This window comes from Sphingobacterium sp. DR205 (genome assembly GCF_011064245.1).
Taxonomy (GTDB): Bacteria; Bacteroidota; Bacteroidia; order Sphingobacteriales; family Sphingobacteriaceae; genus Sphingobacterium; species Sphingobacterium athyrii.
This window is the reverse complement of the sequence record NZ_CP049333.1, coordinates 7200464-7215674: the sequence shown is the minus strand read 5'-3', so window position 1 is coordinate 7215674 and position 15211 is coordinate 7200464. Positions and strand designations below refer to the sequence as shown.

Genomic DNA, 15211 nt, shown 5'->3' with positions numbered 1-15211 from the left:
AAAGATGTTAAATATTTCAGTTTTGTATGGCGATATAGTAGTTTTACGAAAGTGAAGCTATTACGATATATTTTTTTATTTTCGGCCATCCTCGGCTGTATCCCGCTACTTTTTTGTCAGGAAAAAAGAGTTGAAGGTATCGTATTTGACAAAAACACCAAACAACGTATCGGAAATGTGAAGCTCGCCAATCTCCGCACAGGCGAAGTAATCTATAATAATATTAAAGGCGAATTTGACTTTTCTGCCCGGATAGGTGATCAGGTTGTCGCTATGAGCAAAGGCTATTTTTCAGACACCCTTTCCGTTGACAATAAAGGTTTGTTGCTGTTTCATTTATTGCGTGAATCAATCTACATTGATGAGGTTCAGGTGTCCGCACGAAAGAGCCCCGAAGAAATTCTGAGGAAAGCAAAGGAAGATTATGAGAAAGCCTACCGCCTGGCGGGGTATGGAGACGTCTTTTCAGTAGGTCCTACCGGAGCAGGACTGAGTATAAACTCCATTTATAGTTTATTTAGCAAAGAGGCTAAAAGAGCGCGTAGGCTAACTAAAACCATAGAAAACGATTATAAGGAGAATGTGATTGATTATAAATTTACGAAGGAACTCATCAGTAAAGTTACAGGACTCAGTTTTGAGGAAGCCGAAAAATTTAGACGAATATTTAGACCGTCCTATTTTTTCATTCTGGCGGCGAGTGATTACGAAGTAACAAATTACATCAAAGACTGCTATTCACGTTACCGATTGAACCCTTCGCAATATTTTATAGAGCCTTTTCCAACAATTAATTATAAATTAGTACCGTAAACAAAAAAATAGACGTTTTCAGAATGAAATTATTCAATTTTGTGGGCATGGCTATGCTTTGCCTTTCTTTTACGAGCATAAGGGCACAGGATCTGAAGGATCTTAGAGCAAAACCAGATACCATAATTTCTGTACAAAAAGAGCAACCTTTAAATATCAAAACCATTCGTCCGGTGGTACCCAAGCTCAATCTTGAAGTAGATTACTGGAAGCATTGGACCAAGTTTGGTATCAATTTAAACCAGGCATCCTTTAATGATAACTGGAAAGGTGGTGGTGTCGGTTCCATCGCTGTTGGCCTCAACGCCAATCATAAATCAGACTATACGCGGGACAACTTTAATTTTGTGACCGAGGTAGACCTTCGTTACGGTAAGATCAAGAATACGAATAATATCGCTAAAAAGAACAATGACCGGATATTTTGGGATAACAAGTTATCCTATAAATTGTCGGCAAACTGGGCTTTGTTTACATCGGTTACCTTTGAATCGCAATTTGATGCGGGTTATAAATATATGACTAGAAATGGTAGGGATACAATAGACTATATAGAAAATGCATTTATGGCCCCGGCCTATTTGACCGAATCCTTCGGTCTTGAGTACAAGCCAAGCAATGAGTTTTCGTTACGTTTTGGTACAGGTACCGCACGGCAGACCTTTATTTTGGATGAGCGTGTAAAACCACGTTCGGTACAGGGATTTTATGATAAATATGGTTATTATCTTTTACCTGACATGAACAAGCCCGAGGGTGAAGGTAATCTCCGTAAAGGAACAGGGGAACGATTTGGTGTCAAAGAAGACCGTTCTTTTGCGAATGCACTCGCTTTCCAGCTTACGGGCAACCTGGATAAGAACTTTACGGATAAATTGAATGTGAAGGCACGTTACAATCTCTTCGCGGACTATGAGAAGATTTCGGATCCGACCCATCGTCTGGATGTTACCGTAACAGCAAAAGTGACCCGGGTAATCAACGTCAATCTAAACGGCATTATGATCTATGATCCGGATGTTATTTCAAGAGTTCAGTTGAGCCAGTCGTTAGCGATGGGAATTGTATATAGTTTACCAAAATAATGTTTAGACCAGTGTCAATTGGGATCATACTTGCTGTGTTGATGTCTTTGGCGAGCTGTAAGTCTAAGGGACAAGCCGCTGTGTCCAAACCGTTGGTCGCTTCTTTTGCCCCAGCAGTTGTCCTGGAGGAAAAAGTTGTTGAGGTCAAGCCCGATACAAATCAATTGACACCCCAGGAGAGAAAGGTAATCTTCCTGCAGAAAACCGGGGTTCACCCCGAATGGCGTCAAGCAGAAGCTATTCACTATGATGTTCGCAAGCCAAACTTTGTGATTATCCACCATACGGCACAAGATAGCGTCGCTCAGACCATCAAGACATTCCAGATTCCACGGACCAAGGTGAGTTCACATTATGTGATCGGCCGCAACGGTGAGATTATCCAGATGCTGAATGACTATGTCCGCTCGTGGCATGCCGGTGTTGCAAAGTGGGGATCCATTGTGGACATGAATTCCTGCTCTATCGGAATAGAATTGGACAATAATGGCAGGGAGCCTTTTCCAGATGCCCAGATCAATTCGCTGATGACGGTGTTGGATACTTTAAAATCACGCTATCTGATCCCTGACAATAACTTTATCGGTCATGCAGATATCGCTCCGTCGCGCAAGAATGACCCCAGTGTATTCTTCCCCTGGAAGAAGCTTGCGGAAAGAGGATTTGGTATCTGGTATGATGAAGGCCAACTAATTACCCCTCCTGATAATTTTAATGCCAGTGATGCGCTTAAAATCATCGGGTATGATACCGCTAACCTAAAGGCAGCGATCGTCGCATTTAAGCGGAAATTTATCGTGCGGGACACAACACCCGAGCTGACGGTGTATGATAAGAGCGTACTTTACAATATTTATAAAAAATACCAATAGGCTTTCTAAAAGCGAATCATGATCCATGCTATCAAATAAGAGGTTGGTATCTCGGTTTAATTATATGAAAAGTCCGGATTCGCCATGAATCCGGACTTTTCATATAATATTCGCGGGGCGAATAAAATACCCGCTTTAAATAAAATGCCGATTCGTAATCAGGGTCTTTGTTTACGGGCCGTTTACCGCTACCCTATTTTTTATGGATTGTTGCTATGGATTACTGCTCCTATTTGATGCCGTGGTATCATTTCTGAGCGAAAGCTGTATAAAATACGCGATTATCATTACCGCCACACAGCCGATGAGATTCAGCCATAGAAAAGGGATCTTATCGAGATACCAGATGCCAATAACCATGATCTCAGAGAGGATCGCAGCGATAAAAACGGCTTTCCCCTGAATTTTTTTTAGATAGAAAGCGACGATAAATATTCCGAGTATCGTGCCGTAGAATAAAGACCCTAGAATATTTACCGCTTCCAAAAGATTGCCCAGTCTGTTTGCATAAAGCGCGATAACGACGGTAAAAATTCCCCAGATCAAGGTAAATATACGTGACCAGAAGAGATCCTGCCTTTCGGTTGCGTTGCGGTTTATAAAACGTTTGTAGATATCTATGGTTGTGGTTGAAGCCAGGGAGTTAATTGCACTGGCCGTAGAGCCCATGGATGCCAGGAAAATAACGGCGATCAGTAAACCGATCAGGCCTTTCGGAAATGCTTTGGTTACAAACGAAAGGAATACATAGTTATTATCGTTTGTTTCGGCTGCCGGATTGTTCTTCTTGATCAGTGTCAGTGTACTGTCTTTCACTTGCTGCATCTGTGCATTCAGTTGATGCAATGCCGAGCGTGAGGCCTCGATGCCCCCCTGATCTTCCTTATCCAGTGCAGTACTGAGGCCATTGACGAGAGATTCACGCTGTTGGAATAGCTGCGTATGTTTTTGTTCAAGCTCTTGATAGGGCGCAGCATATTGACTTTCTTTCAACTTCTGTACTTCGACCTGGTTAAAGAAAATCGGTGGTTGATGGTATTGATAGTAGGTAAATACCAGGACACCGATCAGCAGGATGGCAAATTGCATGGGGACTTTCAAAAGTCCGTTCATAATTAGTCCCATTCTACTCTCTTTTATGGATGAACCGGTGAGATAACGGCCTACTTGGCTCTGGTCGGTTCCGAAATAAGAAAGCTGCAGGAAAAAACCTCCGATCAGCCCCGTCCACAGCGTATAGTTGTTATTCAGGTCAAAAGTAAAGTCCAGTGCATTGGTTTTACCCGATTTACCGGCGATATGAAGCGCTTTAGAAAGACCGATATCTGCCGGGAGCAAATGGATGACGAGCATACCTGCAATAAGCAATGATCCAAAGATAATGCTCATCTGGAGTAGCTGTGTATGGGATACAGCTTTTGTCCCTCCATAGGTGGTGTAGATAACCACAAAGCTTCCGATGATCAGGGTCGTTAGTGTCAGGTCGATATGAAGGATAGTGGAAATGATCAGCGACGGTGCAAAGATGGTGATGCCAGTGGAGATACCCCGTTGGATCAAAAATAGCAATGCGGTAAGCCCGCGGGTTTTGACATCGAAGCGTTTCTCCAGGAATTCATAAGCCGTGAAGACTTTAAGTCTGTGAAATATCGGGATAAAAGTGATACAGAGTACAATCATGGCCAGCGGAAGACCAAAATAGAACTGTACAAAACTCATTCCCGAAGAGTAAGCCAATCCGGGAGCGGAAAGAAAAGTAATGGCACTCGCCTGAGTGGCCATTACCGAAAGCCCTACATGGTACCAGGGCAAAGAACGATTGCCCAAAAGATAACCATCAATATTTTTTATACCTCTACTTTTATAGATGCCATAAGCGACAATCGACAGAAGTGTTAGTAATAAAACGGCCCAGTCTACTGTACTCATGAATAATGTTTCGTAAAAAAGTACAGAAAAAGGATAAATATAAATAGCCAGATAACGACCATCCAGTAGTAACGTTTCCAGCTATTCATCCTATTTTTATCTATCTGAGGGCTTTTGAGGATAGATAACACTGTTAAAAAAAGCAGCGATAATCAATCCGATAACCGCACCGCCGATGATACTTAAAAATGTTTCATTTGCAGTGAATCCAATTAATGCACCAAATATTACAGCGACCAAAAGGATGATTCCTTTTGCTTTTCCGGCATCTATCGTTGTGCAATTGTTGTCAATCTGATTTTCCATTGTGATATTCTATTTTGATTTTGATAACAAATTTACAAATAATCTGTAAGCTCCGGGAATTCCTGCGGGTAATTGTCTAAAAAAAGATAGTGATGTATAGACAAATTTTCCTTTCCCATAGTCTGCGATCAACAGAGCCCCTTTATGCAACGGTTCACCCGGATCTTGCATGGCGAGGGGTGTACGGTATCTTTTGTCTATATTTTCAGCGAAATACAAACCTCTTTCCTGCACCCAATTGTCAAAGTCGACTTTTGTAATTTTATTGGGATAATTGAAAATCGGATCTTTTTCGTCAAAATGAACGGCGGCAAGTTCATCGGTGACCCGGCTTCTCCCCAGGCTGAATGCATAGGGACCGAAATTTTTTGAAACCAGTCCGTTGCTCACGTTATATTGCTCAACGACAGTGCCTCCGGTATTGACATAGTCAAACAGCTTGTTCTGAATCTGTGCGATATCTTTATTGACATTGAAGATTCTGACACCCAAGATAATCGCGTCATAGCCCGATAGGTCACTTTTTAAAAGCTGTTCACTGGTCAGTATGTCCACTTTGATGCCAATTGCACTGAGCGATTCAGGAATAAGGTCTCCTGCACCATGGATGTAGGCTACTTTTTTAACCGTATTGATCAGGTTGATATTGCTCATTTTTATCGCAACATCAGGAAAGTAAACAATCTCTGGAATATGGTTATAACCAATTGTTTTTATCTCTTTTAGTCTATCCTTCTGATCAACTCGGAAAAGAAGTGTATCAATGGATGAAATAGTCGGATTCAAAGGGCTTATTGTGATTTCTTTTGATAGCCTGTTGACGTCTGGGGTAAACTGCAGTTCAAATGAAGCCGGATTTATTTCCCAGCCTTTTATTCCAATTGGCGTTATATGAAATGACTGTGCGGGTGTCTGTCCATTTTTTTGGAATGAAATATTTACTTTGACAGATCGGGCATTTTGGGTCAGAGCCAGTGGGCTCGAACTCTTTGCTGTGAGCTGTGGCAGAATGACGACCGGATTATAGATTTCGCCACGGACAGGGTCCGTATACTTATATTGTATATGCTGGTCAAATGTGACGGTGGTACCGTTGATCATTAATTCAAAGCGTACTTTTGGATGATCCGGGTTTTCGGGGTAACCGGTGAGATTGAAGTCCCTGACATTAAACTTCCCTTTGGCGTGCGGTTCATTCAGCCAATAGGGTTGTGTAGCGTTTGTCGCACGTACCGAAATAGTATCCTTTAAAAGAAGGTTGCTGACGAGATTTTTATGGATCTCTTTGCCATTGAGCTTCACCAGTTGTACCGTAACATCCGGACGTCTCGCAATAATGGCGTTGTCGACATTGATCTGATCGCCTAATGCATAATCCGGGTTTTTTGCGATACTTTCAAACCAGATCCCGCCGCAGGCAAGGATCAATTTTTCGACTTCTTTTTTCTTTTGATCCCGCCAGTAATCATTTTTGATCTGGTCGAGTGCTTTATAAAGCTGGAGCAGATCAGGTAAGGCCGATTCCGGTTTGTCGATCTGATAGTTTTGATTGATTTTTGCGATCAATGATTGTACCGTTCCGCTATTTGGTATTCGTTTCCAGGAAGTATCTATTGCTTCCAACGGAGAAGCTGTTGCGGGGGCACCGTCGACATATTCAAAATATTCAATGGAAGAGCCGCGTTGGGCGGCAGATCCAAAGCCCTGGCTTTTGTGGGAAGAGCGGCTATGCGCGGCAATTTCACCGTATGAGGCACCTATCAGCGCATTGTAGTTACCGATGTCCACTTTGAGCTGGTCTTCACGCGTATTGTCCTGTCCGCCAAAGTTAAAGGTATTCCAGAGGAGGCGTTTCGCCTGCCAGGGTTTTACATATTGCAGCTGTTCAGGAAATTGCTTAGGGTCAGCAGCGGCTTTGAATGCTTCGTGTGCCAGCATTGCGGAGGCCTGATGATGCCCATGGCCACCCCTGGCATCAGGTGGAAACCTCGTTATGATCAGGTCAGGTCTGAATTTGCGGATCAACCATACTGCTTCGGCGAGCACCCGTTGTTTGTCCCAAAAGTCAAATGTTTCCTCGGGTGTCTTTGAAAAGCCAAAATCGTAAGCTGAAGAGAAAAATTGTTCCCCTTTGTCGATCTTTCTCGCAGCAAGAAGCTCCTGCGTACGGATCAGTCCCAATTCAACGCCTTGTTCGGTGCCGATAAGATTCTGTCCCCCGTCACCACGGGTCAGGGATAAATAACCCGTTCTATATTTTTTCTCCTGGGCCAGCCAGGCGATCAGTCGGGTATTTTCGTCATCCGGATGTGCGGCAAAGTACAGAACGGAGCCTAAAACATTCAATTTTTCCAGGTTGAGCTTAATCTCGGCGGCATTCCACTGGGGATTTTGTGCTTGTACAGTTGACTTTGACAGCATGCTGGCCAATAGAACAATGACAGAAAGAAAGGGTTTTCGCATGCCTAAAGATAAAGATTTCATCCAAAACCGCATCGTTGCACATTGTAATTTTAATGTATATTATTTGCTGTAAAGAAGGTGAAAATCAGGGAAAATAAGGACGTTAGCTTAAGATTCGTCTAAAAATAAAAAACGGAAATTCCAACCAAGTTGAAATTTCCGTTTAACAATTAAAATATTTTTTCCTGAAACGAATTTTTAGAGAATAGTTATTTTGTCGCTTCGCTCCAAGTGGCAACCTTTAACATAGTAAATATATGTAGAAAATATTTAGTTCTGTCAGATTCCTTCAATTAGTTTTCCACATTGCTAAATTTTGTCAACAATTTAGCTTTTGGGCAACTAAAAATATGAAAAGAAAGTTTCACTTCAGTGTGTTTAGTCAAGCAAAATTATTTGTCAATTGCTCCTAGAACACGTTTCATGAACATATTTAAGGCGTCTTTTTTCGAATTGCCTTCTTTTATCAATTTATCAACCTCCACGGCACCGTATAGGTTAGAAATTAATTCACCGATCACGTCGAGTTCCTCATCTTTCAATGGAGCTTCTGTAAGAGCTTCCAATGTCTCGATGGTCTCCAGGATATAGTCTACATCATTTTGTTCGATGAATTCTGTAAGATGTTTAATTACTGGCAGCTTCATTGAATAATTCTACTAATGCGTCCAACTTATTTGTTTGTACTTGATTCACCAATTTACCGTTTTTAAATGCAGCAAATGTAGGCAGATTATTGACGTTTGCCAATTTGCGTGATTCAGGAAATTTCTCCGCATCAGCGATGATAAAAGGAACACTCTCGTTTTCGCCGGACAATTTCTTGAATTTTGGTTTCATGATTTTGCAGTTACCACACCATGTAGCAGCATACTGAACCATCACAATATCGTTATTGTTTACAATTTCTTGTAAATTATCGTTTTCTAATTCTTGTAACATGATTTTATTATTAAGGTGATTGATGGAGAAATCAACAGGAGCCGGGATAAAGGCCCCTGTTGATAAGACCTGAGGTCCTTTATTGTTAGTGTTTAGCTAAATAATCAGCTACACCTTTTCTGTCGGCATTCATTGCATCTTTACCTTCTTCCCAGTTTGCAGGACATACTTCGCCAAATTTCTGTACGTGAGCGTAAGCGTCGATCAAGCGTAAATATTCTTTCACGTTACGGCCCAAAGGCATGTCGTTTACAGACTCGTGGAATACACGGCCAGTTTCGTCGATCAAATAAGTAGCTCTGTAAGTAACAGCAGATCCCTGTGCCAATGTACCGTACTCAGGATGCTCAACTTCTTGAACGTCCAGGATACCCAATACGCTAGATAAGTTGCGGTTAGTATCAGCTAAAATAGGATATTCAACACCTTCGATACCACCATTATCTTTTGCAGTGTTTAACCAAGCAAAGTGAACTTCGTTTGTGTCGCAAGAAGCACCGATTAAGACTGTATTGCGTTTTTCAAATTCAGCAGCAGCCTCTTGGAACGCGTGTAACTCTGTAGGACATACAAAAGTGAAATCTTTTGGATACCAGAACAAAAGTACTTTTTTACCTTCTTTAACTGCTTTTTCGAAAATGTTGATCTGCAAATTGTCGCCTAAATAATCAATTGCATCTACTGTAATGCTTGGAAAACTTTTACCTGTGAAACTCATAATATATCTTTCTTTTTTTGTTGACACAAAGATAAGGCAACCCGGTTCAAAAAGCGAATTGATTTTACCAATACACTATCATCAAAATCTATTATGACTAGAATATAACAATAAGTTTTTATTATATTAATATAAGGTCTTTGAGAGGCGGCGGACCGAACAGGGATTTCTTGAAAAAATAAAACAATTCATACTGGGGTAGTTACAGATTAATGCGTCAAAATAGTTGCACAATTGATGTGCAAAAGCTACTTTTGCGACGTTCTATTTCAAAATAGCGCAATGCTGGAGGGGTTCCAGAGCGGTCAAATGGGACGGACTGTAAATCCGTTGCTTCGGCTTCGAAGGTTCGAATCCTTCTCCCTCCACATTTTTTTCCTTTATAAATTTCACTTTAAATTTTCCTGTCAAAATCGATGAGCATATTGGGCCAACGGCTTATATAACTCCATTGATGGGAGTCTACTGCTGTTGTCCTATAGAGCATATTGTAAGGATATTAAGTACTGCCTTTAAAATTTGGTGAATCTATTAAGTCTATTAAGGTATAGCCGGAACTGCCATTGTATGTCATTATCGGGTGTTATACCAGCGGTGCGGTGGCAGTTGAGGTTATTGTCGGGAATCCTCACCGAATTGCTTTTTGCTTCTGATCACGGAGTCCGGCAAAAAATATAGCATGGATTTTCAACTTGCTATTGACTTATTTATAAAATAAACCTAAGTTTGGCTTTTGAAACGGCCCCGTAGTTCAACGGATAGAATAGATGTTTCCTAAACATTTGATAGCAGTTCGATTCTGCTCGGGGCTACATAAGGAGAAGTGATGCCAGCAGTTTCGCTTTTCAATTGCAGGAGAAATACGATGAAAGTTATTTCTCCTGTTTTATTTTAATGGATAATCATCTTCGCTATTTGTATCGTTATTCCTCCCATCAGACAGTCAGTCTCCTGTCAGAACGTTTTTTTTCAGAAAAACTGTTGGTTTTTCAAAATAAAATATTGGGGACAATCTTTCGTTCATGCCGAATATGGGCGTAGCAGACGAAAAACACCCTGATAATTGGTCGCCGCAAGACACCAATAGAAGCAGCGAAGTTCAAAAATCAGCAAAAAAACGAAGAATGTATTTCCAAATACCAGTTGGATTAGGTATTGGACGGCGTTTCTTTAAATAGAGATAACCTTCCCACCATGCCAAACATGAGCAGACCAAAGCAGGCGAAAACACCATAGGAATAGCGTAAACTAAATGCTTCTGCGATATAGCCGATCAGTGGCGGCCCCATTAAGAACCCGAGATAGCTAATGCTGGAAACCATGGCCAATGCCACGCCCGATGGTACATTTTTATTTTGACCGGCGATACTATAGATAGACGGTACATTACAGGCGACACCGATACCCACGAGCATAAAAGCAAGCGTGCATATAATAAACTGAGGAAAAATGACCGAGGTCATCATGCCTACGAACATCAGGAGTCCGCTATATTGTAAGGTTCTTTTACGTCCCAGCTTACGGATCACGGCGTCGCCCACAAAACGGCCCGTTGCCATCATGATCATAAAAGAAGCATAGCCCACAACAACGAGTTTTTCGGGCGCATGAACGATTTCCTTAAAGTATACCCCGCTCCAGTCAAACATGGCGCCCTCGGTTGCCATGCTGAAAAAACCGATGATGCCCAGTTGTAAAAGACTTCCCTCAGGTCTGGAAAAAAAACTTCGCCGTTCTTTCTGTGGTGATTTTCCCGGAACCAGATAGCGTTGATTGATGAATGTATTGCCGATGACCAAGGCCAATATGATCAAAAAATGTGATAAGGTATCCAGGCCGAGGTTCATGGTGAGCAGCCCGACCAATGCGCCAGTAAATCCGGCGATGCTCCAAGCGCCGTGGAAAGAAGTCATAATTGACTTTTTATAGATCTGTTCGGTAGCTACCCCCTGGGTATTGACCGAGATATTGCACATATTTCCCGTTACGCCAAAAAGAAAGAGAATAGCTCCCAGTTGCCAGGCATTTTGAGCAAAGGCGATGGAGCATAAGACCAATGCATAAGCAATAGGTACGATACGGAGCACTTTGGCGCTCCCATATTTGGTGACCAATTTACCCGAAAGGGCCATTGTGACCAGCTGTCCTATGGGAAGCATCAATAAAATGGTTCCCAGCTGCCCTTCGCTCAGATGAAGACGCTCCTTGATGACCGGAATACGGCTTGCCCAGGAGGCGAAAGCAATGCCCTGACAAAAAAAGAAAAGAGATACTGCAATCCGAATGCGATTGCGTTTGTTATAAAGATCTTCCTCTGAGAGAGTTAGCATAGTGTCCATAGTTCCTGATTTGAGGGTGCAAAGTTACGGATAAGTATTTCATTTTACGACAGGATCAATAAAGAAATTTAATCACTCAGTCCCGAAGGAACATCATCGCTAAAGCTTGGCAAGAGTAGAACATGACAACAAAGACTGTTGAAAATTATATCTAAAACAAGTGAAAATTATCTTCTTTAATTTTGCTTTATGGCAGCCAAGGTTGCGATAATTATCTTCATTCATGCGCTTATGTAAATTTTGTTATGTTAAACACTTTATTATTAGATGGATACATATTCCATAATCAAACCCGATCCTTCCCTATGCTACTTGATCAAGTTGGCATAAGTTGAATTTACCAGCCTTTCTTTACTTTAAATATACGAAGTTGTTCAAACAAGACCTACTCATGTCAGGTTAAAATACAATCAAAATGTAAAATTCGCAATACGTCAATAGTTTTTCGATAACGTATCCTATTTTTGTTAAAGGCAAACAATTATTAGCCTCCTAGATAAATGATAAAAAAACTGCTTTTGAGTGCAGTTCTGGCCTACGGCGGAACTGCTTATGTCGTTGCGCAGCAACCGACATTTTTGTCTCATCCAACATTGACACCCGATGGGAAGGAGATGGTATTCAGCTATGAAGGAGATCTTTGGAAAGTAGCGAGCCAAGGAGGTGTTGCTGTCCGGCTTACGGGTATGGAGGGCAACGAAATCAACCCCCGAATCTCTCCGGACGGTAAATGGTTGGCATTCTCGGCCAATCAAAATGGGAATATGGATATTTATGTCATGCCTTTGGCCGGCGGAGATATCCGTCAGTTGACAGCACATGATGCCTCGGATGAGGTGGACAGCTGGAGCTGGGACAGTAAATCACTCTATTTCACTTCCTCTCGTTATAATCGTATGGGGGCTTATCAGGTGTCTCTGGACGGTGGAACGGCAACACGCCTATTTCCGCATTTTTTCAACTATATCAGTGGTGTCGTTCCTACGCCTTCGGGGGAGCTCCTGTTTAACGATAGCTGGGAAGGATACAGTTCGGCAAACCGCAAACGCTATAAGGGTGCATTCAACCCAGATATTCGTTCCTATAATCCCAAAACAAAAACCTTTCAGCAATATACAGACTATGTTGGAAAAGATCTTTGGCCAACAACAGATCAAAAAGGAAACATATACTGTGTTTCGGATGAAAACAACGGCGAATACAACCTGTATCAGCTCAGCGGCAAGACCAAAACAGCGCTAACAAGCTTTACAGAATCCATTAAACGTCCTTTTGTGTCAGCAAATGGCGATAAAATCGCATTTGAAAAAGGGTATCAGCTCTATATTTATGATGTCGCCGGGAAAAAAACGGTACAGCCCAATATCGCATTAAACCGCAATCAGGTACTTGGCAAGCTGAAGGAATTCAATATCTCGGGTAATATCAGTGATTTTGACGTTTCGCCCGACGGAAAAAAGATAGCCTTTGTATCCAGAGGCGAGCTGTTTGTTTCCGATAGTGAAGGTAAATTTGTGCGTCAGATGCCGGGCAAAGGGGAGCGTGTCATGGAAGTTAAATGGCTCAAGGACAGTAAAACCCTGCTTTATAGTCAAACCTACCAGGGATATCAGAACTGGTTTTCCCGTACCGCGGATGGAAAAGGCGAGGTGAAACAGCTGACCGAAGACCTTCGAAATAACCGCGATATTAGCTTTAACGCCGACCGAACGAAAGCGGTATACCTAAGCGGCCGCGATGAGGTACGAACATTGGATCTAGGGAGTCTAAAAAGCCAGACCGTGGTTAAAGACGAAATCTGGGGCTTCCAGAATTCTTCGCCCTCATTTTCGCCCGATGGTAATTATCTGTTATTTACGGCAATGCGCAATTTTGAACAGGACATCTTTGTCCATAACCTCAAGAGCGGGCAAACGACCAACCTGACCAATACCGGTGTCTCCGAGACCAACCCCTATTGGTCTCCGGATGGGAAGTATATTTATTTTGCGAGCAACAGAACCAAGCCTTCATACCCTACGGGAATGCAAAACTCGAGCATCTTCCGTATGGCGCTGACCAATTTTGACCAACCGTATCGCAGTGCCAAGTTCGACGAATTATTTGCCCAGCCCGCAGTAAAAAAAGATTCGGTCGCAAATAAGCCGAAAGCGCCTAAAAAAGAAAACGACGCCAAGGATAAGAGTAAGTCGAATGCAGATAAGAACAAGCCGGCAGCTCCCGGTTCAGAACCGAAGAAAACGGTCTTGGTACAGCTAGATCTTGAGGGCTTACGGGATCGTATCGAACAAGTCAGTCCTGCATCCGGGACACAGTACAGCCCTTTGGTGATCCAAAAAGCAGACAAGACTTATGTGTTCTATTCGTCTGACCATGAGGGCAAATTCAGCGCTTACCGTACCGTATATGAGCCATTCACGGCTCCTAAAACTGAAAAGGTAATCGAAGGTGGCATGGGACGGGTGCAGGAATCGGCAGGCAAGTACTTTGTGCTGAACCGAGGTACCATACAGAAATACAGTCTGGAGGGAAACAAGCTCGATGCGATAGCCATGAGCTTTAAATTCAACCGAGACCTGGAGAAAGAATTTAACCAGATGTTTTATGAAACCTGGGCCAATCTGGAAGAGAACTTTTATGACAGTAATTTTCATGGGGTAGACTGGACGGCAACCAAAAAGAAATACGAAAAATATCTGCAGGGAATCAATGACCGTAATGATCTGCGTATTCTCTTGAACGATATGTTGGGCGAGCTCAACTCATCACACTTGGGCTTTAGTTCCACGGGGGCTGAAGAACGTAAACCTTTTGGATTCGTGACCAACGAGATCGGAGTGGAATATGATAACGAAAACCCTTATAAGATCAGCCGCATTGTAGGCAATGGGCCGGCGGCAAAGAAAGAGGTGGATATTAAAGCGGGTGATGTGCTGGTCGCTGTCAATGGTGTTAAAATAAACACAACGGCAGATCGGGACAGTTATTTTACATGGCCATCAATGGAAGAGGAAGTGCAACTGACGCTAAGCCGCAATGGCAAAGAGGTTCATACCAATGTGCGGCCGATTTCCAGTACAGTTTTTAGGGAATTGATTTACGATGAATGGATCAAGGATAACCGCAGCCGTGTAGACAAATTGAGTGACAATAAGATTGCTTATTCACATATGAAGAATATGTCGGGCGGAGAATTGCAGCGTTTTCTTATCGATATGGCTGAGCAGGAAAATAACAAGCAAGGAATTATTTTGGACTTACGTTATAATACCGGTGGAAATGTGCACGATGAAGTATTGCGTTTTCTGTCGCAGCGGCCTTACCTACAGTGGCAGTATCGTGGTGGAAAACGAGCGCCACAAAGTAATTTTGCGCCCGCTGCCAAGCCGATCGTGCTGTTGATCAATGAACAGTCTCTGAGTGACGCAGAGATGACCGCGGCCGGATTCAAAGCCTTGAAACTGGGTAAAATCATTGGTAATGAAACTTACCGCTGGATCATCTTTACCTCAGGTAAGGGACTGGTCGACGGGTCTTTCTACCGGCTACCTTCCTGGGGTTGCTATACGCTGGACGGTCAGGATCTGGAGCAGACAGGTGTTGCACCTGATATTTTTGTGAAAAATACAGTTCAGGACCGTATGGAAAATAAAGATCCGCAGCTGGAGCGGGCAGTGAAAGAAATCTTAGCCGATCTCAAGTAATATAGTAACAATTATATATGACTGCAAGCTGGAGGGGTAT

The 15211-nt window shown here is 42.5% G+C and carries 11 protein-coding genes and 2 tRNA genes; 6 read left to right on the top strand and 7 right to left on the bottom strand.

Going from position 1 to position 15211, the window contains the following annotated elements; all coding sequences use genetic code 11:
* The first annotated feature begins 51 nt into the window (after nucleotides 1-51).
* From G6053_RS30385 to G6053_RS30375, 3 genes are read left to right on the top strand one after another with little or no spacing between them, the layout of a single operon-like run.
* Nucleotides 52-813 carry a hypothetical protein gene (locus G6053_RS30385; RefSeq protein ID WP_108635443.1) on the top strand — a complete coding sequence of 254 codons (762 nt, stop codon included), beginning with the start codon at nucleotides 52-54 and terminating at the stop codon, nucleotides 811-813.
* Between the two features lie 23 nt (nucleotides 814-836).
* Nucleotides 837-1898: a DUF3078 domain-containing protein gene (locus G6053_RS30380; protein ID WP_165309514.1), complete on the top strand. Its 1062-nt coding sequence runs from the start codon at nucleotides 837-839 to the stop codon at nucleotides 1896-1898.
* An 11-nt stretch (nucleotides 1899-1909) separates the two neighbouring features.
* Nucleotides 1910-2770 (top strand): N-acetylmuramoyl-L-alanine amidase, encoded by an 861-nt coding sequence (locus tag G6053_RS30375; RefSeq protein WP_241254889.1) that lies wholly within the window; start codon nucleotides 1910-1912, stop codon nucleotides 2768-2770.
* Nucleotides 2771-2983: 213 nt separating this feature from the next.
* Here G6053_RS30375 and G6053_RS30370 read toward each other — a convergent pair whose 3' ends face one another.
* From G6053_RS30370 to G6053_RS30345, 6 genes are all read right to left on the bottom strand, one after another.
* Entirely contained in the window at nucleotides 2984-4699 is a 1716-nt protein-coding gene (locus G6053_RS30370; protein ID WP_165309512.1) for a sodium:solute symporter, read from the bottom strand.
* 96 nt (nucleotides 4700-4795) lie between these two features.
* A complete protein-coding gene (locus tag G6053_RS30365; RefSeq protein WP_108635447.1) occupies nucleotides 4796-5005 on the bottom strand; it encodes a hypothetical protein in 210 nt (69 codons plus the stop codon).
* 9 nt (nucleotides 5006-5014) lie between these two features.
* The gene (locus tag G6053_RS30360) at nucleotides 5015-7468 is read right to left on the bottom strand and encodes a PIG-L family deacetylase (protein ID WP_165309511.1); all 2454 of its coding nucleotides are present in this window, start codon (nucleotides 7466-7468) and stop codon (nucleotides 5015-5017) included.
* 392 nt (nucleotides 7469-7860) lie between these two features.
* Entirely contained in the window at nucleotides 7861-8115 is a 255-nt protein-coding gene (locus G6053_RS30355; protein WP_108635448.1) for a hypothetical protein, read from the bottom strand.
* On the bottom strand, nucleotides 8096-8410 hold the full coding sequence (locus G6053_RS30350) for a thioredoxin family protein (protein WP_108635449.1): 315 nt from the start codon (nucleotides 8408-8410) through the stop codon (nucleotides 8096-8098). Before G6053_RS30350 ends, G6053_RS30355 begins: the two co-directional genes overlap by 20 nt.
* Before the next feature lie 85 nt (nucleotides 8411-8495).
* Entirely contained in the window at nucleotides 8496-9128 is a 633-nt protein-coding gene (locus tag G6053_RS30345) for a peroxiredoxin (RefSeq protein WP_104384792.1), read from the bottom strand.
* A gap of 287 nt (nucleotides 9129-9415) precedes the next feature.
* On the opposite strand from G6053_RS30345, the gene G6053_RS30340 reads away from it, so the two are divergent.
* A tRNA-Tyr gene (locus tag G6053_RS30340) sits at nucleotides 9416-9496 on the top strand.
* Nucleotides 9497-9868: 372 nt separating this feature from the next.
* Nucleotides 9869-9940: transfer RNA gene (locus tag G6053_RS30335), tRNA-Arg, on the top strand.
* 336 nt (nucleotides 9941-10276) lie between these two features.
* On the opposite strand, the gene G6053_RS30330 is transcribed toward G6053_RS30335, so the two are convergent.
* Nucleotides 10277-11467 carry an MFS transporter gene (locus G6053_RS30330; RefSeq protein WP_241254888.1) on the bottom strand — a complete coding sequence of 397 codons (1191 nt, stop codon included), beginning with the start codon at nucleotides 11465-11467 and terminating at the stop codon, nucleotides 10277-10279.
* 500 nt (nucleotides 11468-11967) lie between these two features.
* Here G6053_RS30330 and G6053_RS30325 point away from each other — a divergent pair, with 500 nt between their 5' ends.
* Complete coding sequence (locus tag G6053_RS30325; RefSeq protein ID WP_165309510.1) at nucleotides 11968-15171, top strand: S41 family peptidase; 3204 nt, start codon at nucleotides 11968-11970, stop codon at nucleotides 15169-15171.
* The last annotated feature ends 40 nt before the right edge of the window (nucleotides 15172-15211 follow it).